Origin of the sequence: Salinisphaera aquimarina (assembly GCF_042643355.1) — a bacterium.
In the GTDB taxonomy this organism is placed as follows: Bacteria; Pseudomonadota; Gammaproteobacteria; order Nevskiales; family Salinisphaeraceae; genus Salinisphaera; species Salinisphaera aquimarina.
In genome coordinates, this window is the sequence record NZ_JBHRSS010000003.1 from 1,303,056 (window position 1) to 1,322,299 (window position 19,244).

Here is a 19,244-nt window from a genome sequence, read left to right on the forward strand (position 1 = left end):
TGCCCCGCATGCGGGCCGGCCGAGCGGTATGCTTTATGGCTGATTGTTTTTCGGCCGGGTCGGCCGGCCGGCAGGCCTTATTCAAGCTGTTTGCCGGCGATCGATATGGGTTCGATCGTCACCGAGCGACCAGAGTTGGCATCCGTATTGCATTAACTCAGGCGTACAGCGATCCCAGCGCCGTGTTGTTCTCCTCCAATGCGCCCGCGCACCACCTTACTTGATCGTTGTGCAATCGCGGCTTCCGGCCGGCGCGCTGCGCCGGCCGGTCTCTTAACCGCCGCCGCGATTATTGTCTTTCTTCAGTTCCTCCAGGCCAGCGTGGGCGGCAACGCGCCCGGTGCGTCGATCAGGCGTCGCGTGAGCAGGCTGCCGTCGGCCACATGCAGGTCGATCAGGGCCTGCCGGTAGGCGATGAAGGCATCGATGCGGCTCAGGCGCGCGCTCAGCAGGTCGCGCTGTGCCTGTGCCACCAGCAGGGCGGTCGAACGACCCACATCGAAGCGGGCTTTCTCTGCCGCCAGCGTCTGTTCCTGCAAGCGCACCGTGGCGGCCGAGGCATCGATCTGGGCCGCGGCCCGCCGGGCCTCGATCACCGCATAGCGTACTTCGGCCTCGATTACGCGGCCCAGATTGTCCAGGCTGGCGCGCGCCTGCTCGGTGCTGGCCTTCGCGCGCCGTGCCAGTGCCCGTCCGGCGCGGTTGCCCAGCGGGTACTCGAATTCCAGCGCCCCCGACAGGTCGTAGGTATCGCCGTTGTCGAGATTGGAATAGGCCGCGCCGTAGTTGCTGGCAAAGCCGGTCTGGCCGAGCGTGACGAACAGATCCAGCCGTGGCAGCAGGCCGTTGCGGGTGGCGACCACTTCCAGTTCGTTGCGGGCGACGTCGAGCCGCGCCTGGTTGAGCTCCGGGCGCCGGTCGCGGGCCAGGGCGACGTAGTCGGCGGGCTGGTCCAGCGCTGCCGCGTCCGCCTGTACCGGCGTCACCGGGGTGACGGCGCGCTCGTACACGGTTTGCCCGGGCAGACTGGTCAGCTGCAGCAGGCGGGTACGCAACCGATCCGCCTCGGCGCGGCCGTCGATAAGGTCCTGTTGGCGGCGCGCGGCCTCGGCCGCAAACGCGGCCCGCTCGATCTCGGCCACGGTGCCGGCCTGGATGCGCAGTTCGGCTTCACGGGACTGCTGGTCGGCGACCTCGAGCGCGTTGTCGAGGATATCGATACGCCGGCGCGCGCCCAGATAATCCCAGTAGGTGGATTCGACGTCGGCCACCAGGGCAGTGACGAAGCCGCGCAGTTCATAGGCCGAGGCCAGCGTGTCGGTGCGGGCCTGGCGCAGGGCCACGAGGTTGCTGGTGATGCCGAAGCCCTGCAGCAACGCCTGGGTGATCGACAGCCCCGCGCGTGTGCCCGCCTGACGCGGCGAGCGGTTGGACTCGGACAGATCCTGTTCCAGGCTCAGTTCCAGTTCGGTGCCGGTCGGCAGCAGCTGGCGCACGCCCACTTCGGCGGTGTCCTGGTTGCTGCGCACGTTGAAGTTCGACTGGATATCCTCAGATACCCGCTGTGCGACCTCGCGCGAGCGCTCGACGTTGGCGAACACGCTGGGGTCGAACACCGCGCGCTCGACGTCGGCGAAGGTGCCGGCGATGATCGGCTGTTGCTGCTGGGCGCGCAGCGAAGGATTGTTCTCCAGCGCGAGCGCCACCGCTTTCTCCACCGACAGATCGAGCCGGCCGGCGCTGTCCGTGATGGTGGGCTGCGGCGCCGGTTGCGGCGCAGCCGCGCTATCGGAGGGCTCCGGCATCGGTTCTTCCGGCCAGACCAGCGCCTCGGGATCGAAAAACGCCGACGCCGGCAGGGCAGTCAGCGCACACACGCCGAGCAGCGTGGCCATGGCCATGGCCATGGCTCGCCGGACCGTCACGATGCCGTCCGGGCCGGCCAGGCGCGGTGCACGCCGGCATAGACCACCGGGATCACCACCAGCGTGATCAGCGTCGAGGTGGTCATGCCGCCGATCACCGCCCGCGCCAGCGGCGCCTGGGATTCCGAGCCTTCGCCGACGCCGATCGCCAGCGGCACCAGCGCGAACACGGTCGTGGCCGCGGTCATCAGGATCGGGCGCAGACGGCGCCGCCCGGCCTCGCGTACCGCGGTGAGCGCGTCCATGCCGTCATGCTGGAGGGTATTGGCCTGGTCGACGATCAGAATCGCGTTGTTGACGACAATGCCGATGAGCATGAGACAGCCCAGCAGCGACTGCGAGTTGAGGCTGGTGTCGGTGGCCGCGAGCGTGGCCACCACACCGATCAGCGCCAGCGGCACGGTCACCATCACGATCAGTGGATCGACCAGCGATTCATACAGGCACGCCATCACCATATAGACCAGCAGCAGGGCCAGGGCCACGTTGATGCCCAGTTCGCGGAATGCCTCAACCTGTTCCTCGTATTCGCCCACCAGCTGGATATCGTAGTTGGCCGGCAGGGCGACGTCGTCGAGCGCGGTCTGCACATCGCCGACCACCGAGCCCAGATCGCGATTGGCGATGTTGGCGTAGACGGTGATCAGGCGCTGCTGGTTCTTGCGGTCGATCACGATCGGGCCGATCGCCTCGGCGATATCGGCCACGTCGCCCAGATGCACGCGGCCGCCGTCGGCATCCGGCACCGGCAGATCGAGAATCTGTGCGGGCGTGGCCTGCATCGGATTGGCCAGCTGCACGCGAATCCGCACTTCATCTCCGGCGTCGAGAAAATAGCCGGCGTTGGTGCCGGCGATGGCGGTTTCCACGGTCTGGCCGATGGCCTCGACGCTCACCCCGCGGTCGGCGGCGGCGGCGCGGTCGATGACGATATCGCGCTGCGGCGCACCGCCGGAACGCGAGGCGCGCAGGTCGGTGATGCCGGGCACGCCCGCCACCGCTTTCTGAACCCGTTCGGAGAGTTGTTCCAGCACCTTGAAATCATAGCCGCGGACTTCGATCTGCAGGCTCTCGTCCTCGCCGCCGCCGCTGAGCATGCGAAAGAAGAACGGCTGGCGGGTGCGCACGCGCACGTCGGTATCCGCCATCGGCCCGATCGCGGCGCGCAGATCGCTGGCCACGTCGCTGCTGGACCGGCCACGCAGCGCCGAGCCGGGCAGCTCGATACGGATATCCGCCTCCGCACCCGCCTCGGCGCGGTAGCCGCCGCTGCCGACGGTGGTCACGATCGCCACCGCGTCCGGCACCTCGCGGCGCACGATGGCTTCGGCTTTCTTGGTCTGGGCATCCATGAGCGCCAGGCGCGTGCCGGGCGGCATCTCCAGGCTCACACGCACCTCGCCCTCGTCGGTGGACGGCATGAATTCGGTGCCCAGCTGGGTGAATCCGGCCAGTGCGGCAAGGCTGGCGATGGCTGCGACCGCCACCACCAGCCGGGGTGCGGCCAGCGCGGCATCGAGGGCGCGGGCGTAGCCGTCATGCAGATGCCCATACGCCCGCGAGGCGGTGCCGAACAGGCGTTGCAGACGCTGGGAACGCGGCGCGCGCGGCACGCCGATCGCGCGGGCAGTGATCATCGGCATCACCGACAGCGCCACCACCAGCGAGCTGGCCAGCGCAAACGCGACCACGATCGCCAGCTCGCGAAACAGCTGCCCCGAGAGTTCGCGCGCGAACAGCATGGGAATGAAGATGGCCAGCGTGGTGAGCGTGCTGGCGATGATCGCGCCGGTGATCTCCTCGGTGCCGCGTACCGCCGAGGTGAGCAGGTCCTCGCCCAGTTCGTGGCGCCGGCGCTGGATGTTCTCCAGCACCACGATGGCGGAATCCACCATCATGCCCACGCCAAGCGCGAGTCCGCCGAGGGTCATCAGGTTGATGGTGAACCCGGCGCCGTACATGAGCGCGAAGGTCGCGATCAGCGACACCGGGATCGCCAGCGATACCGCCAGCGCGGCGCGCACATGCCCGAGAAACACCAGCAGCACCACGAAGGCGAGCACGCTGCCGTAGATGAGCGCGTGGGTGACGTTGCTGATCGAGCGGTTGATGTAGTCGGCGGTATTGAAGAACGGCGAGATGCGGACCTGCGGAAACTCGCGGTTGAGGGTTGCGATCTCGCGCGTGAGCCGGGCCGCGACCTCCACCGTGTTCGCCCCCGACTGCTTGCGCACGCCCATGCGTACGCCGCGCTCGCCGTTGATGCGCACCAGCCGTTCCTCGCGCTGCTGGGTGTCGACGACGGTGGCGATATCGCCGAGCGTGATCGGGGTACCGTCGCGGGTGAGCATCACCGCCCGGCGCAGATCGTCGAGATCGGCAAAGCGTCCCGGCGTGCGCAGCACCAGTTCCTGGTTGCCGATCTCGATCGAGCCGGCGGGCAGATTGCGGTTGGCGGCCGCCAGCGTGTCGCGGATATCGGTGAGCGACAGATCCAGCGCGCGCACGCGGTCGATATCCAGATTGACCTGAATCTCGCGCTCCGGCTCGCCCCAGATCTCGACCGCGGCCACGCCGGGCAGCTGTTGCAGCCGGTAGGAGAGCTGGTTGTCGATCAGCCGGCGCAGCTCGATCGGGTCGATACCGCTGGCCAGCCCGAGCCCCATCACCGGCAGGTCGGCGCTGTCGAACTTGCGCAGCCGGGGGCGGCCGGCATCGTCGGGCAGCTCGTCGAGCTCCGAGAACAGGCGGTCGCGCACATCGTTGGCGGCCTCGTCGATATCCACGCCCCAGCCGAACCGCAGGGTGACATCGGCACGCCCCTCGACCGAGCTGGATTCCATCTCCTCCAGGCCCGGCGTGGCCGCGACCGCCTGTTCCACGCGGCGGGTGACCAGTTCTTCCATGGTCTCGGGCGAGGCGTTCTCGTAGTCGACCGAGATCGTCAGCGTCGGCGTCTCGATATTGGGCAGCAGGTCGACGGGCAGGCGGGTGAGCGCGACGCCGCCCAGCAGCAGCGCGATCGCCATGATCATGCAGGTCGTCACCGGCCTCGCGACCGAAAACGCCGGCACCGAATTCATCACGGCGCGTCGTCCGTGGGGCCATCGGGGGCGATGCCGATGCCGTCTTCGAGCTGGGCCTGACCCAGGGTGACGACCTCGCCGCTCAGATCGGCCGGTTCATGCAGGGCGGCCCGCGCGCCGTTGGTGAACGCCACGCTCACGGGGGTGAATCGGGCGATCGCGCCGCCGGCGTCGCCGGATTGCACCATGAATACGCCCTGGCGCCCGCCGCGGGTCACCAGTGCGGTGCGCGGCACGATGGCGGTATCGTCGAGCCGCTCGGCGACCAGGCCCACCTGCACGAACATGCCGGGGGCGAGCCGGTGCTCGGCATTGGGTACGGCCAGTTCGACGCGGGCACGCCGGGTGGCCGGGTCGAATACCGGTGCGATGCGCTCGATGCGCGCCTCGAATGCCGCATCCGCCGCGCCGGCCACGCGCAGGCGCGCGCCCTGGCCGTGCCTGAGCCGGGTATAGAGTTGCTCGGGCACCTGGATGATCGCGGTCAGCGGCGTGATCGAGACGATGCGCAACAGCGGTGTGTTCGCGGCCACCGTATCGCCGGGTTCGGCCATGCGCTCGCCGACCACGCGCTCGGCGTCGTCGCCCGGCCAGTGGGCTCTGATATCGGTATAACCCAGTCGTACCCTTGCGGTCTCCACCTGCGCCTGGGCTTCGCTGATGGTGGCACGCGCCACCGACGCGTTGGCATTGGCGTTGGCGGCGTCGGCCTCGGCCGCATCCAGTTCCGCGGTGGCGGCAATGCCGCGCTCGTGCAACGACCGCACGCGACGCAGCGAGCGCGAGGCGGTGCCGGCATCGCTGCGTGCCTGCGCGAGCTGGGCGCGGGCGACTTCCAGGCCGGCTTCGGCTTCGGCCAGCGCCTGTCGATATTCGTCGTCGTCGAGCGTTACCAGACGGTCGCCGGGCGTGATGCGATCGCCGATGTCGGCCGCGACCGATTCGATCTGGCCGGCGATCTTGGGGGCCACCGTGAGCACGGCGTGGGCTTCCAGGCTGCCGGAGAATTCGCGCACGTCCTCGAGCGCACCGTGTTCCACGGGCTGTGTCTGTACCGCCACGCGTACGGCGCTGGCCGGCGTGCCGACCGTTGGGCCGTCGACTATCCAGTAGGCGCCGGCAGCGAGCACCGCGATAGCAGCGATCGCAAGGAAAAGACGGGGCAGACTCATGCCAGGGATCGTTCCAAAAGCTCGGTGGCGCGCATCGCAGGAGTGTAGATGAAACCGGGTCTGCCGGTCGCGTGCATCCAAAAGCGTTGCGCGACACGTTAATTATCCGGTAAAACAAGGATGAGCCGCGTCAAGGCGCGGTCACAAGGCCGTGACAGGATGTACGTTCATGGCACCCAACGAGGATGCGATACGTGGCCATCATTCCACGCATACTCAAGCTCGATGCCGGTGGTCTGCCCGTGGAATGGGTAGGCTGGCGCGAGGCGGTGAGTCTCTACTTCACCGACAAGATTGCCTGGGAAGCCGGGAGCGAGAAGATATGGCTGCGTGGCGGACGTTCGCGCGAAACCGGTGCGCGTAGCGGGATAGCGATCGATTCGATCATCGCGGTACGCGACCGCTCGCATCGTTTCGCCCGCAATCTGGTGCCGGCATTGACGCGCCGCGAGCTGTTTCATCGCGACGGTGGTCTGTGCCTGTACTGCAACACCCGGCTGTCGTTCGGTCAGATGCAGATCGAGCACGTGGTGCCACGCTCAAAGGGCGGCGCCCATGCCTGGACCAACGTGGTCTCGACCTGTGAGAGCTGCAACCGCTTCAAGGATGATCGCACCCCGGAGCAGGCCGGCATGACCCTGCTGGCATTGCCCTACGAACCCAATCTCGCCGAATGGCTGATCCTGGCCAACCGCCGCATCCTGGCCGATCAGCAGGCGTTCCTGGAGCGGCTGGCGCCCAGGCGCGAGGCGCGCTTCGACGCCTGAGAAGACAGTTCATCCGCCGATGAGCGCAGAGTGGAATACCGATGCAAGAGAAGCTGCTCGATACTGATGCGCAGCCTCTCGAAATCGCCGCCTAGTTCGACACCGTCGAAAACACCTTCTTGACGATGGCACTGCCGGTGGCAGCCGGGTTCTGGCGAATTCTGGTTTCCTGCTGGCCGATCACCGTGAACAGGCCGTCGAGTGCCTGCTGGGTGACGTAGTCGTTCAGATCCAGGTTGATGCCGGGAACGAACTTGAGCATCGGCTTGGCCTGGGAGGTCAGTGACTCGTAGCGCGATACGGCCGTCGATTCGGCGGTGGTGCGCTTGATGATGGGTTCGAACTTGGCCGCCAGTTCGTCGCCCGAGTGATCGCGCAGATAGTCGGTCGCCGCGGTGTCCGAGCCCTGCAGGATCTTGTAGGCGTCGGCCACGCTCATGTTGTTGATGGTCTCGCGCACGATCGGCCCGGCCTCGGCGGTGGCCTGTTCCGCCGCCCGATTCATCGACAGCTGCAGCCCGTCCATCTGGTCGCCGTAGCCGGCACCGCGCAGCATGCCTGAAGCCTTGCCCATCCACCCCGGCAGGGCGATGCGGCGTGCCTGGTTGCCCCAGAAGCCGTCGGTCTGGCCGAGCTGGGTGACCGCGGTGGATGCGCCGTCGGCGAGCGCGCCCTTGAGACCGGATACGACGTCGCTTTCCGGCAGCTGGGTCGCCGCGCTGTTGTTGGAGCTACCGTCCATGCCGCCCACGAACTGCTTGAAACGATCGCCCAGGCCCTGGGCGCCAACGGCAGTGGTGGCACACAGGGCGCCGGTGGCAATCAGATGGATCAATACGCGTCGCATGCGGCTCTCTCGCGATCAAGTAGGGGGCGAATGATAGCGTGTCGACATGCCGTTGCCGCTAACGCTTGCGGACAAGGCAATCGGATCGCCATGCGCATGCCATCGATCGTCCGCGCTGCGGATTGCCCGTTCGCGCAATGCGGGCCAAGATGCCTGCGTATGGATATGACCCGCGAACAGATCACGGCCGGAATTCTCGCTGGCGGCGAAGGGCGCCGCCTCGGCGGGATCGACAAGGGCTGGTACGAGATCGGCGGGCGCCCGCTGATCGAACACACGCTGGCGCGCGTCGAGACGCAATGCGCCCGCGCGGTGATCAGCGCCAACCGCTCGCTTGCGCGTTATCGTGCTCTCAACCTGCCGGTGCACGTCGACGACAGCGACGAGTTTCGCGGGCCGCTGGCGGGGATCGTCAGCGTGCTGCGTGCCGCCACCACGCCGTATGTGTTGATCGTGCCGGTGGACACGCCGGCCATGCCGGCCGATCTGGCCCCCTGTCTGGCCGACGCCATGCGCCCGGCGACGGAGCTGGCGGTGGCACGCTGCGAGGATCGGGTCCAGCCGCTGCATGCGTTGATGCGCCGTGATGTGCTGGCCGATCTGGAAACCGCGCTGTTTGCCGGCGTGCGCGCGGTCAGCGAGTGGCACGATCGGCTCAGTACGGTCACCGTCGACTGGCCGGACTGCGCCGGCTTTGCGAATATCAACTCCGAAGACGACGCCCGGGCGCTGGCCGAGCGGCTCCAGTAGCTTCGGCCCCTTCCGGCGTCGCGCGGCGTCAATCCGTCCTTGCGCGCCATTCCACGAGCAGGTTCTTTTATGTCCGAGTCTTCCGAGCAATCCGGGTTTCGTCCGGATGCCCAGCCCGACAACCGGCCGATGCCTCTGGCCGATGCCCGTGCCCGTATCATCGCCGCGATCACGCCGGTGGTGGAGACCGAGCGCGTGGCTCTGGCCGACACCCTGCATCGGGTGCTGGCCGAGGATCTGCAGTCCGATATCGACGTGCCGGGGGCAGACAATTCCTCGATGGACGGTTACGGTTTTGCCGCCGCCGATGCGCCCGAGCACGGTGCTCGCCTGCGTGTGGTGGGTGAAAGCTTTGCCGGCCATCCCTTCGACGGACGGCTGGCGCCCGGCGAATGCATTCGCATCATGACCGGCGCCGTGGTCCCGCCCGGTGTGGACACCATCGTGATGCAGGAGAACACCCGCACCGACGACAGCCATGTGGTCATCGACACCGTGCCGGCGCGCGGCAGCAACGTGCGCCCGGCGGGCGAGGATCTGGCTCGCGGGGACGCGGTGATGAGTGCGGGTACCTATCTGCGCCCGGCGGATATCGCGGTAGTGGCCTCGATCGGCCGACCCGAGGTCGCCGTATTCCGGCGTCCGCGGGTGGCGTTCTTCTCCACCGGCGACGAACTGCGTCCGATCGACGGGCCGATCGAGCCGGGCCAGATATACGACAGCAATCGCTACGGCCTGGCCGCCTTGCTCGACGAACTCGGCATGGACGGTATCAACATGGGCGTGGTCGGCGATTCGCCCGAGGCATTGCGCGCGGCCTTCAAGAAGGCGTCGACGGCGGATGCCATCGTCACCAGTGGCGGCGTGTCGGTGGGCGCGGCCGATTTCGTGCTCGACGTGCTCGGCGAACAGGGCAGGGTCGATTTCTGGCGGGTGGCGATCAAGCCGGGCAAGCCGCTGGCGTTCGGCACCGTGGGCGACGCCCGTTTTTTCGGCCTGCCCGGCAACCCGGTGTCCACGGCGGTGACGTTCCTGCAACTGGTGCGCCCGGCGCTGGTACGCATGGCCGGCGGCACGCCGGCACCGGCCACACGGTTCGTCCTGCCCACGCGTACCGCGCTGGACAAGCGCCCCGGCCGCGAGAACTTTCTGCGCGCCCGCATGGAAATGGACGGGACAACGCCGGGGGTGCGCGCGATCGACCACCAGGGCTCCGGCGTCATGCGTTCGATGAGTGCGGCGAATTGTTTCATCGTGCTGCCCGCCGAACTGGGCGAGGTCGCGGCCGGGACAGATGTCGTGGTCGAGCCGTTTGCGCAGGCGATATGGGATCATCCGGCCGACTGATCGCCGTTCGCGACGCCCATCCCCGATAGCCTCCCCGTTGCTTTGCGCGCGATTCAATAGTCTGCCTAGACTTTGGTCGCAGCGCCGGCTGTGCCCGCCATGATCGATGCTAGGCTCATGCAACGACATGGGCGCCCACGCGGCGATTTCGTGCTTTCAGCAGGGGGAATTATGGCCGGCTTCTTCGACAAGTCCAGTATCATTGCCAAACCCGGATTCAGCCGATGGATGGTGCCGCCCGCGGCCCTGTGTATCCATCTGTGCATCGGGCAGGTGTACGCATTTTCCGTATTCAAGATCCCGCTGACGAAGATTATCGGGGTCACCGAATCCGGCCCGCAGGACTGGTCCCAGCCGACCCTGGCGTGGATCTTTTCGCTGGCGATTGCCGTGCTCGGGCTGGCGGCGGCCTTCGGTGGGCAATGGCTCGAACGCGTCGGCCCCCGCAAGGCGATGGCCCTGGCGGCCTCCTGTTTCGGCGGCGGCTTCATCGTCTCGGCCTTCGGTGTCTGGACGCACCAGATCTGGCTGGTCTATCTCGGCTACGGGGTGCTCGGCGGTATCGGTCTGGGCATTGGCTATATCTCGCCCGTATCCACGCTGATCAAGTGGTTTCCGGACCGTCCGGGTCTGGCCACCGGGCTGGCGATCATGGGTTTTGGCGGCGGCGCGATGATCGGCTCGCCGCTGGCCACCGGCCTGATGGCGTTCTTCCGTACGCCGGACACGGTCGGCGTCGGCTCGACGTTCGTGGCCATGGGCATCATCTATTTCCTGTTCATGATGATCGGCGCGCTGATCGTGCGTATTCCGGCCAAGGACTGGGCGCCGGCCGGCTTCGATCCGGAACGTGACGGTAAGCAGCACAAGTTGATCACGCGCCATCATGTGCACGTGAACGACTCCATGCGCACGCCGCAGTTCTATTTGATCTGGCTGGTGCTGTTCCTGAACGTGACCGCCGGTATCGCCCTGCTCGAACAGGCGTCGCCGATGGCCCAGGAGATGGTCGGCGTGAGTGCCGCGGCGGCTGCCGGCTTCGTTGGCGTGCTGTCGATCTTCAACATGGGCGGCCGTTTCATCTGGGCGTCGATTTCCGATTACATCGGCCGCAAGATGACCTATGTCTGTTTCTTCGTGATCGGCATGGTGCTGTACTGGTTCGTGCCCGGCGTGGCCGCGGCCGGCAACATCGTGCTGTTCGTGCTCGCCTGTTGCGTGATCGTGAGTATGTACGGCGGCGGTTTCGCCACGGTGCCGGCGTACCTCAAGGATATCTTCGGCACCATGCATGTGGGCGCTATTCATGGCCGCCTGCTCACCGCATGGTCGGCGGCCGGCGTGGTGGGTCCGGTGTTGCTCAACCAGGTGCGTGAAGGGCGTATCGAGGCGGGTGTGTTACCGGCCGATGCCTACACCACGACGCTGCACATCATGGTGCTGTTGCTGGCGATCGGCCTGGTCTGCAATCTGCTGATCCGGCCGGTGTCCGAGAAGCATCATTACCAGGGCGATACCAGCAACCCCGACTAAGCATCACGGACTCCCGGTAGGGACGGGCGCTTGTCCGTCCCTACATGAATCTACGGATTGAAGGGTTTGCATCATGCAGGAGACAATCATGACTACCGACTCAAGCGCCGTGGCCAAGACGCCGACATGGCAGATCGCAGCCCTCTGGGCGATGGTGACCATTCCGGCCCTGTGGGGCTTTATCGAAACCCTGGTCAAGGCTTTGCGACTGTTCACGGGTTAACCGACAACGGCTCGTTGATCGGCGATCAGTCGATCGCCCGCGGCCCGTCGTGCTTGTCACGGCGGGCCGTTTTTTATGGCCGCGAGCACGCGGCAACCGCTGGGCCCGGATAATGCGTATACAAGGCACCGAACTCAGGAGACTGGAATGGATGACGTAGCCGAGCAGATCGAGATCACCGTCGACGGACGCGCGATTACCGCTCGGCAGGGCCAGTTGCTGCCCGACGCGCTGGAGGGCAGTGGCATCTATCTGCCGCATCTGTGCTATCACCCGAGCCTCGGGCCGGTGCAGACCTGCGACACCTGCTTCGTCGAAGTCGACGGCAATCTGGTGCGCGGCTGCGGGGTGGCGGTCAAGCCGGGCCTCGATGTGAAGGTCGACACGGCCCGAGCCAGCGAAGCCCGTCATGAAGGCATCGATCGCGTGGCCTCCAACCACGATCTCTACTGTTCGGTCTGCGACAACAACAACGGCAACTGCGAAGTGCACAATACGGTGCGCGACATGAAGGTGCCGGGCCAGCACTACGAATTTCGCGGCAAGCCCTACGAGAAGGATTATTCCAACCCGTTCTATATCTACGACCCGGACCAGTGCATTCTCTGTGGCCGCTGCGTGGAGGCCTGTCAGAACCTGCAGGTCAATGAAACACTGTCGATCGACTGGTCGCGCGATCGCCCGCGCGTAATCTGGGACGACGATGTCGCCATCGAGGATTCCTCCTGTGTGTCCTGTGGCCACTGCGTGACGGTCTGCCCCTGCAACGCGCTGATGGAAAAGACCGCGATCGGCAAGTTCGGGCCGATGACCGCGCTTTCCCCGCAGGCACGCGGCCCGTACCAGCAGCTTGGACGCGCCGCCATCGATCTGGTCAAGGCCGCCGAGCACACCACCGGCTTCGCGCCGATCTTCGCGGTCTCCGAGGTCGATGCGGCCATGCGCGAGACCGAGCTCAAGCGCACCAAGACCGTGTGCACCTATTGCGGCGTGGGCTGCTCGTTCGAGATGTGGACGCGCGGGCGCGATCTGCTCAAGGTGCAGCCACAGCCCGAAGCGCCGGCCAACGGCATCTCCACCTGTATCAAGGGCAAGTTCGGCTGGGGCCATATCAACAGCGAGAAACGCCTGACCAAGCCGCTGATCCGCGCCAACGGGGCTTTTCGCGAAGCCGAGTGGGACGAGGCGTACGCGCTCATCGCCCGCCGCTTCAACGAGATCAAGACCGAGCACGGCCCGGATGCGCTGGCCTTCATCGCCTCCTCGAAGTGCACCAACGAGGAGGGCTATCTGATGCAGAAGTTCGCCCGTGCGGTGATCGGCACCAACAATATCGACAACTGCTCGCGCTACTGCCAGGCGCCGGCCACCGAAAGCCTGTGGCGCACGGTCGGCTTTGGCGCCGATACCGGCTCGATCGCCGATCTGGAAGCCTCCGAGCTGCTGCTGATCGTCGGCTCGAACACGGCCGAGAGCCATCCGGTGATCGCCACCCGCATGAAGCGCGCCGCCAAACTACGCGGCCAGAAGCATATCGTCGCGGATCTGCGCCGCCACGAAATGGCCGAACGCGCCGATCTGTTCGTGCAGCCCGCGCCGGGCACCGACCTGATCTGGCTGAACGCGGTCGCCAAGTACATCATCGACAACGGCCATGCCGATATGGACTTCATCGGCGATCACGTCGAGCGCTTCACCGACTACAAGGAAAGCCTGGCGTCGTTCACCTTCGAGTTCGCGGTCGAGCGCACCGGCCTGAGCCGTGAGGAACTGCAGCGTATCGCCGACATGATCATCGAAGCCGACACCATGTGCGGCGTCTGGGCGATGGGCGTGACCCAGCACAGCATGGGCGCGGACACCGCCACCGCGCTGTGCAATCTGCTGGTGCTCACCGGCAACGTCGAGCGCTTCGGCACCGGCGGCTATCCGATGCGCGGCCATAACAACGTCCAGGGCGCCAGCGACTTCGGCTGCATGCCGGATCGTTTTCCCGGCTACGACTTCGTTTCCGACGACGACGTCCGGGCCCGGTACGAAAACGCCTGGGGCGTGACGCTGTCGACCAACAAGGGCCTGGACAACCACGAGATGGTCGATGTCGTGCACGACGGCAAGCTCAAGGCGATGTACGTCGCGGGCGAGGACATGGCGATCGTCGATGCCAACGCCCAGCACGTGCAGGCGGCCTTCGAGAAGCTCGACTTCTTCGTCGTCCAGGACATGTTCTTCTCGCGGACCTGCGAGTACGCCGACGTCGTGCTGCCGGCGACCCCGTCGGTGGAGAAGGAAGGCACGTTCACCAATACCGAGCGCCGTATCCAGCGGCTGTACCAGGTATTTCCGCCGCTGGGCGATGCGCGCCCCGACTGGCAGATCCATACCGAGCTGGCGCGCGCGATGGGCGCGGACTGGCACTACGAACACCCCAGCGAGATCATGGCCGAGGCGACCGCGCTGAGCGATCTGATGAGCGGGGTGACCTACGAGCGCCTGGCCGGCTTCAAGTCGCAGCAGTGGCCGGTGCGTGACGACGGCTCCGGGCACGAGCGTCTCTACAACGACGGCGAGTTCCATTTCCACGATGGCAACGCCCGTTTCCATCCGGTGCAGTGGAACGAGCCCACCGATCAGCTCGACGACGAGTACGACCTGCATCTGAACAACGGCCGCCTGCTGGAGCATTTCCACGAAGGCAACCTCACCGATGAAAGCCCGGGCATCGTGTTCAAGATCGCCCAGAGTTTCGTCGAGCTGTCGCCGCAGCTGGCCGAGGAACGCGGCGTCAAGGCCGGCTCGACCGTGCGTCTGATCTCGCGGCGCGGCGCGATCAAGGTCAGCGTCGAGGTCACCGATCGGGTACAGGGTCGCCAGCTCTACATGCCCATGCACGGCAAGAAGAACATCGAGGCGATCAACGTGCTCACCAGCTCGGTGACCGACAAGGACACGGATACCCCGGCCTACAAGGAGTTGGCGGTGCGCCTGGAAGTGCTCGAAGTCGACGGCAGGCCGCCGCTCAAGGCCAACAACCAGCGCAACCAGCCGCGTCATCCGACCAGCGGCGTCGAGGTGAACCGCAAATGGCAGCGCGACGACTACGAGCGTCCGCCCAAACTGCGTCCCACGGGCAGCGGGCTGTAATCGGTCGCATCCAATATCTTTTCGAGGCTCATGTCATGGCAGAACAGATTCATTACCGCCCCGCCGAGGCGCGTCAGTTTCGCCCGGAAACCGAAGCCGAGATCGAGCATCTGCAAGGCCGGCTGGCCGAGGTCAACGCGCTGCTCGACGAACTCCACGACTCCGGCATCCTGCGTTGGCTGAAGGATTTCGCAGGCGCGTTTCCGCAGATTTCATCGATTGCCGTGGACGGCATGAACACGGCCGAAGGCCATGCCGGCATGCGCAACCTGCTGGTGGTCGCCAAGCAGCTGGGCAAGATCGATCCGGATCAGCTGGAGCGCACCTTCGAGGCGGCGAACAAGGGTATGACGACGGCCGGCGAGGGGGCGACCGAGGACACGCCGTACAACCCGCCCGGCGTGACCGGCGTATTCAAGCTGCTGCATGACAAGGAACTCTGGGCCACGCTGTCGCCGGTGATTGCCGGCGTCAAGGCGTTTTCGGCGGCCCGGAAAGACAGCGCCGACCCCGACCGCGACAAGAAGTCGGACTGACGACGGCGCGGTTATGCCTGCGCGCCACCGCGGTTCGATAGGCCGCCGCACGATTGGGCGGCTAGTGGGAAATCACACCGAAGGCGGTCAGCAGGAATACGCCGGCGGAGATGGTGACGCTCGCCGACAGCGTGCTCACCGCGACGATATTGGCCGCCAGCCGCGCGTTGCCGCCCATCGCCTGCACCATGATGAAGCTGGCCGCGGCGGTCGGCGCGGCGAAATACAGATACAGCAGGCCCAGCTGTTCGTCACGAAAACCGATCACCCAGGCGAGCGCGGTGGCGAGTGCCGGGAACACGACCATCTTGGCGGTGGCCGCCGAGAACGCTAGCCAGCCGGCCTGACGCAGGGCGCTCACCGACAGCGTGCCGCCGATGCAGATCAGCGCCAGCGGCAGGGTGAGACTGGCGAAATACTCGCCCGACGTCATGATCCATTCCGGGATCGGAAAACGGGTGGCGGCGACCGGGATCGCCATCAGGGTCGCGATGATCAGCGGGTTGGAAATAATGCCGCGCGCGATCGAGCGCCAGTCCGCGCTCTGGTCGGGCTGATACCAGGTCAGCACGATCACCGACAGCGCGTTGTAGAGCAGGATGACCACGCCCACCAGAATGCCGCCGGCCGACAGGCCGAAATCGCCGTACATGCTCGCGGCGAGTGCCAGCCCGACAATGCCGCAATTGCCGCGAAAGGCGCCCTGGGTATAGACACCTCGTTCGGCGCGCGGCACCCGCCAGATTGCCCATAGCCAGGACAGAACGAAACTGACCACGGTGGCGAAGGCGAAATAGCACATCAGCCCCGGCAACAGGGCGGTATCCAGATCGGCGCGCACGATGCTCAGAAAGATCAGCGTCGGCATGCTGCCCTTGAACACGATCGTCGAGGCGGTATTGATGAAGGCGTCATCGATCCACCCGGCGCGGCGCAGGCCGATGCCCAGAAACACCATCGAAAAGACGGGCAGCGTGACGTTGAGCGTTTGCAGAAAAACGGCGGCGAGATTCATTCAGAAGAACCGTGGAGCGCGGGACAGGGCGGCGGCGAGCGCGGATTGTAACGACTGGCCGTGCTGCCGACACGCCGCGCGCTCGCGAGTCACGCCTGGCGCCCCACATCGGTTACCGTAACGGCATGGCGATCACCTCCCACGACCCCGACCGTACCGATGGCAGCGACACGGGTCTGTCACGGCAGGCGGTGCGTATCCAGGCATTCGATGGCGCCATGTTCACGCCGCGCGACGATGCGCTCGCCGTCGAACGGGCGCTGGAAATCCACGTCGCCGGCGCCGATCCGTTGATCACCATGCGCACCCCCGGCGCCGATCGCGAGCTGGTGGCCGGGCTCATGCACGGCGAGGGCGTGATCCGCTCACGTGACGATATCGTCTATCTCAAGCCTGCCCCCGGCGAAGACGACGTGATGCGCCTGATGCTCAAGCCCGAGGCGCGCGCGCGCCTTGACCGGGTGGAGCGCAACACGCTGGCGACCAGTGCCTGCGGCGTCTGCGGCAAGCCGAGTTTTTCGCCGCCGCAGCCCGGCTCGGCCAGAACGCCGGCCGGCACGCCGCTGCGTCTCACGCCGGAACTGCTGTTGTCACTGCCGGATCGGCTGCATGCGGATCAGGGCGTGTTCCAGTCCACCGGCGGTCTGCATGCGGCCGGTCTGTTCGACGGTGCGGGCACGCTGCTCGACAGTCGCGAGGACGTGGGCCGTCACAACGCACTCGACAAGCTCATTGGCGCCGCGCTGCTCGCCGACCGGCTGCCGCTGAGCGAGCATATCGTCATGTTGTCCGGCCGGGCCAGCTATGAGCTGCTGCAGAAAAGCGTCATGGCCGGGGTGCCCGTGGTGTGCGCGATTTCCGCGCCGAGCAGCTACGCGGTCGCGTTGGCCGAGCAGTTCGGCACGACGCTGGTCGGTTTTCTGCGCGCCAATCGCTTCAATGTCTACGCCGGATTTGCCCGGTTCGAAGGCGTCGATGGCACGCCCGGCGCGGCCCCGGGTGATGACTGACGCGCAGGCATGACGCGAGTTATGACACTATCGCCGCATTGATCATGATCACGGGCCTCTGCTATTGATGGGGGCTGTGATGCGATCCGATGGGCGATCGCCCGCCAGATACAATGCGCGCCGCGAACAGGGGATATCGTCGCGGCCGCCATATTTCGATCAAACAACGAGGTGAACTCATGTCAAACCGTGCCTTTATCTGGGCCGCGACGATTGCATTGTCGGGTCTGCTGCTTGCCGGTTGCGGCAGCAACGAAAACGACAACGACGGCGCCGGCGATGCGTCATCGAGCTCGGCGGATGCCACCAGCAGCGATGCCACCAGTAGCGCCGACGCCGGCAGCGCCGATGCCGGCACTGAGCCGGTCAACCTGATCTTCGGCACCGGCGGCACCTCGGGCAGCTATTACCCGATTGGCGGCGCGCTCAAGAAGGTGTTCGAGGACAGCGACCAGGTCAAGAACGTGCAGGTGGTGTCCACCGGTGCATCGGTGCAGAACATCAACAACATCGAGGACGGCACCAATCAGATGGCGCTGGTCATGAGCGATGTGGCGTTCGATGCCATCAACGGCAAGAACCAGTTCGAGGGCCGCAAGGCCGATATCAAGACCATTGCCGGTCTGTATCCGAACGTGGTCCAGATCGTGGCTACCGCCAACAGCGGCATCACCAGCGTTGCCGACATGAAGGGCAAGCGTATCGGTGTGGGCAAGGTCGGCTCCGGCGTGGAGCAGAGCGCCAAGAAGGTGCTCGAAGCCGCCGGCATGAGCTATGACGACCTCGGCCAGGTCAGCCACACCGGCTATGCCGACAGTGTGACCGGTATGAGCAACGGCAATATCGACGCCGCATTCTTCACCTCCGGCGTGCCCAATTCCAGCATCACCGGGCTGATGCAGAATACCGACGTCACCTTCGTCAACGTCGACGGCGATACCGCCAGCAAGCTGCTGGAGAAATATCCGTACTACGAGAAGTTCGAGATCCCGGCCAGCGCGCCCGAGCGTTACGACCTGGACAAGGCCGTCAACACGGTGGCGATCCGCAACATCCTGATCGTGCCCGCGTCGATGGACGACGCCGTCGCCAAGGATCTGGCCAAGCGGTTCTACGATTATCTGGGCACCGACAAGGTATCGGTCGGCGCGCTCAAGACGTTCGATCGCAGCACCATGGGCAAGGATCTGGTCGTGCCGCTGGCGCCGGGCGCCGAGTCGTTCTACAAGAACATGGGCGACAGTGGTGACACGTCGGATCAGAAAGCCGGGGACAGCGGCGACGACGCCGGGTCGTCGGAATCCGGCGACGCCCAGGCCGGCTGATCCGGCGCCATGGCGATCGCAGCGCCTGACCGCGTCGCGTAGCCGACGCCGGTGCCGTGAAGCGGCCCGTTATTGCGCTGGTGGCGGGTGTCGTCGTGGCACTCGTCGCCGCGCTCTGCTGGCCGCAGCCCTGGCTGCTGGTCAGTCGAGGCGATGCGCTGCGGTACGCGTTTCGCGGCGGCGACGGCACGCATTTTTCGCTGCGCTGGACCCACTCGGTCGAGGAAGAGGACTGGATCGAGGAGTTCGCGGTGCGTGATCAGGCGATCGAGATCGTTGCCACCCGCTTCAAGACGTTTGGCGCCGGCGTGCCCGCCCACGCCGGGCGCGCGACCACGCTGGAGAATGGCTGGGTCGTGATGCGCGGTATCGACCGCGTGGTCGACCCGCTGGCGGTGCAGGCGGCGAGTGCCGAGCATTATCGAATGCGCTATGGCGGCCGCTGGTTCCTGCTGTCCAAGCCCGGCAGCGAGCCGATTCTGAGTTTTTCCAACACGCGTGCCCCGCTGTACCGCGTCGCCGGTGCCCTGTGGCGCGGCTGGCGCCTCCAATCCTGACTAATCT

15 protein-coding genes are annotated in these 19,244 nt (G+C 66.1%); 10 read left to right on the forward strand and 5 right to left on the reverse strand.

Features of this window, described 5'->3' with window-relative positions:
- Positions 1–302: 302 nt before the first annotated feature.
- From ACFOSU_RS09525 to ACFOSU_RS09535, 3 genes are read right to left on the reverse strand one after another with little or no spacing between them, the layout of a single operon-like run.
- Positions 303–1,925: a TolC family protein gene (locus ACFOSU_RS09525; protein WP_380688823.1), complete on the reverse strand. Its 1,623-nt coding sequence runs from the start codon at positions 1,923–1,925 to the stop codon at positions 303–305.
- Complete coding sequence (locus ACFOSU_RS09530) at positions 1,922–5,008, reverse strand: efflux RND transporter permease subunit (protein WP_380689238.1); 3,087 nt, start codon at positions 5,006–5,008, stop codon at positions 1,922–1,924. Before ACFOSU_RS09530 ends, ACFOSU_RS09525 begins: the two co-directional genes overlap by 4 nt.
- Positions 5,008–6,183 (reverse strand): efflux RND transporter periplasmic adaptor subunit, encoded by a 1,176-nt coding sequence (locus tag ACFOSU_RS09535; protein WP_380688826.1) that lies wholly within the window; start codon positions 6,181–6,183, stop codon positions 5,008–5,010. The genes ACFOSU_RS09530 and ACFOSU_RS09535 overlap by 1 nt, the downstream gene beginning before the upstream one ends.
- Before the next feature lie 194 nt (positions 6,184–6,377).
- Between ACFOSU_RS09535 and ACFOSU_RS09540 the strand changes: the two genes are divergently transcribed.
- Complete coding sequence (locus tag ACFOSU_RS09540; RefSeq protein WP_380688828.1) at positions 6,378–6,950, forward strand: HNH endonuclease; 573 nt, start codon at positions 6,378–6,380, stop codon at positions 6,948–6,950.
- Positions 6,951–7,041: 91 nt separating this feature from the next.
- Here ACFOSU_RS09540 and ACFOSU_RS09545 read toward each other — a convergent pair whose 3' ends face one another.
- Complete coding sequence (locus ACFOSU_RS09545) at positions 7,042–7,797, reverse strand: DUF4197 domain-containing protein (protein WP_380688830.1); 756 nt, start codon at positions 7,795–7,797, stop codon at positions 7,042–7,044.
- Positions 7,798–7,956: 159 nt separating this feature from the next.
- On the opposite strand from ACFOSU_RS09545, the gene mobA reads away from it, so the two are divergent.
- The 6 genes from mobA to ACFOSU_RS09575 all read left to right on the forward strand — a co-directional run bounded on the left by mobA (position 7,957) and on the right by ACFOSU_RS09575 (position 15,330).
- Positions 7,957–8,547 carry a molybdenum cofactor guanylyltransferase MobA gene (gene mobA, locus ACFOSU_RS09550; RefSeq protein ID WP_380688832.1) on the forward strand — a complete coding sequence of 197 codons (591 nt, stop codon included), beginning with the start codon at positions 7,957–7,959 and terminating at the stop codon, positions 8,545–8,547.
- A 69-nt stretch (positions 8,548–8,616) separates the two neighbouring features.
- A complete protein-coding gene (moeA, locus tag ACFOSU_RS09555) occupies positions 8,617–9,894 on the forward strand; it encodes a molybdopterin molybdotransferase MoeA (RefSeq protein WP_380688834.1) in 1,278 nt (425 codons plus the stop codon).
- A 171-nt stretch (positions 9,895–10,065) separates the two neighbouring features.
- Positions 10,066–11,427, forward strand: a complete 1,362-nt coding sequence (locus tag ACFOSU_RS09560; RefSeq protein WP_380688836.1) for an L-lactate MFS transporter — start codon at positions 10,066–10,068, stop codon at positions 11,425–11,427.
- 88 nt (positions 11,428–11,515) lie between these two features.
- Entirely contained in the window at positions 11,516–11,650 is a 135-nt protein-coding gene (locus ACFOSU_RS09565; RefSeq protein WP_380688838.1) for an MFS transporter small subunit, read from the forward strand.
- Positions 11,651–11,797: 147 nt separating this feature from the next.
- On the forward strand, positions 11,798–14,794 hold the full coding sequence (gene fdhF / locus ACFOSU_RS09570) for a formate dehydrogenase subunit alpha (protein WP_380688840.1): 2,997 nt from the start codon (positions 11,798–11,800) through the stop codon (positions 14,792–14,794).
- A gap of 35 nt (positions 14,795–14,829) precedes the next feature.
- Positions 14,830–15,330, forward strand: a complete 501-nt coding sequence (locus ACFOSU_RS09575; RefSeq protein WP_380688842.1) for a DUF1641 domain-containing protein — start codon at positions 14,830–14,832, stop codon at positions 15,328–15,330.
- A gap of 61 nt (positions 15,331–15,391) precedes the next feature.
- Here ACFOSU_RS09575 and ACFOSU_RS09580 read toward each other — a convergent pair whose 3' ends face one another.
- Positions 15,392–16,345, reverse strand: coding sequence for an AEC family transporter (locus tag ACFOSU_RS09580; protein ID WP_380688844.1), 954 nt, complete (start codon positions 16,343–16,345; stop codon positions 15,392–15,394).
- 125 nt (positions 16,346–16,470) lie between these two features.
- Here ACFOSU_RS09580 and fdhD point away from each other — a divergent pair, with 125 nt between their 5' ends.
- The 3 genes from fdhD to ACFOSU_RS09595 all read left to right on the forward strand — a co-directional run bounded on the left by fdhD (position 16,471) and on the right by ACFOSU_RS09595 (position 19,237).
- The gene (gene fdhD / locus ACFOSU_RS09585; protein ID WP_380688846.1) at positions 16,471–17,355 is read left to right on the forward strand and encodes a formate dehydrogenase accessory sulfurtransferase FdhD; all 885 of its coding nucleotides are present in this window, start codon (positions 16,471–16,473) and stop codon (positions 17,353–17,355) included.
- Between the two features lie 179 nt (positions 17,356–17,534).
- Positions 17,535–18,680, forward strand: a complete 1,146-nt coding sequence (locus ACFOSU_RS09590) for a TAXI family TRAP transporter solute-binding subunit (protein ID WP_380688848.1) — start codon at positions 17,535–17,537, stop codon at positions 18,678–18,680.
- 56 nt (positions 18,681–18,736) lie between these two features.
- Positions 18,737–19,237, forward strand: a complete 501-nt coding sequence (locus ACFOSU_RS09595; RefSeq protein WP_380688850.1) for a DUF1850 domain-containing protein — start codon at positions 18,737–18,739, stop codon at positions 19,235–19,237.
- The last annotated feature ends 7 nt before the right edge of the window (positions 19,238–19,244 follow it).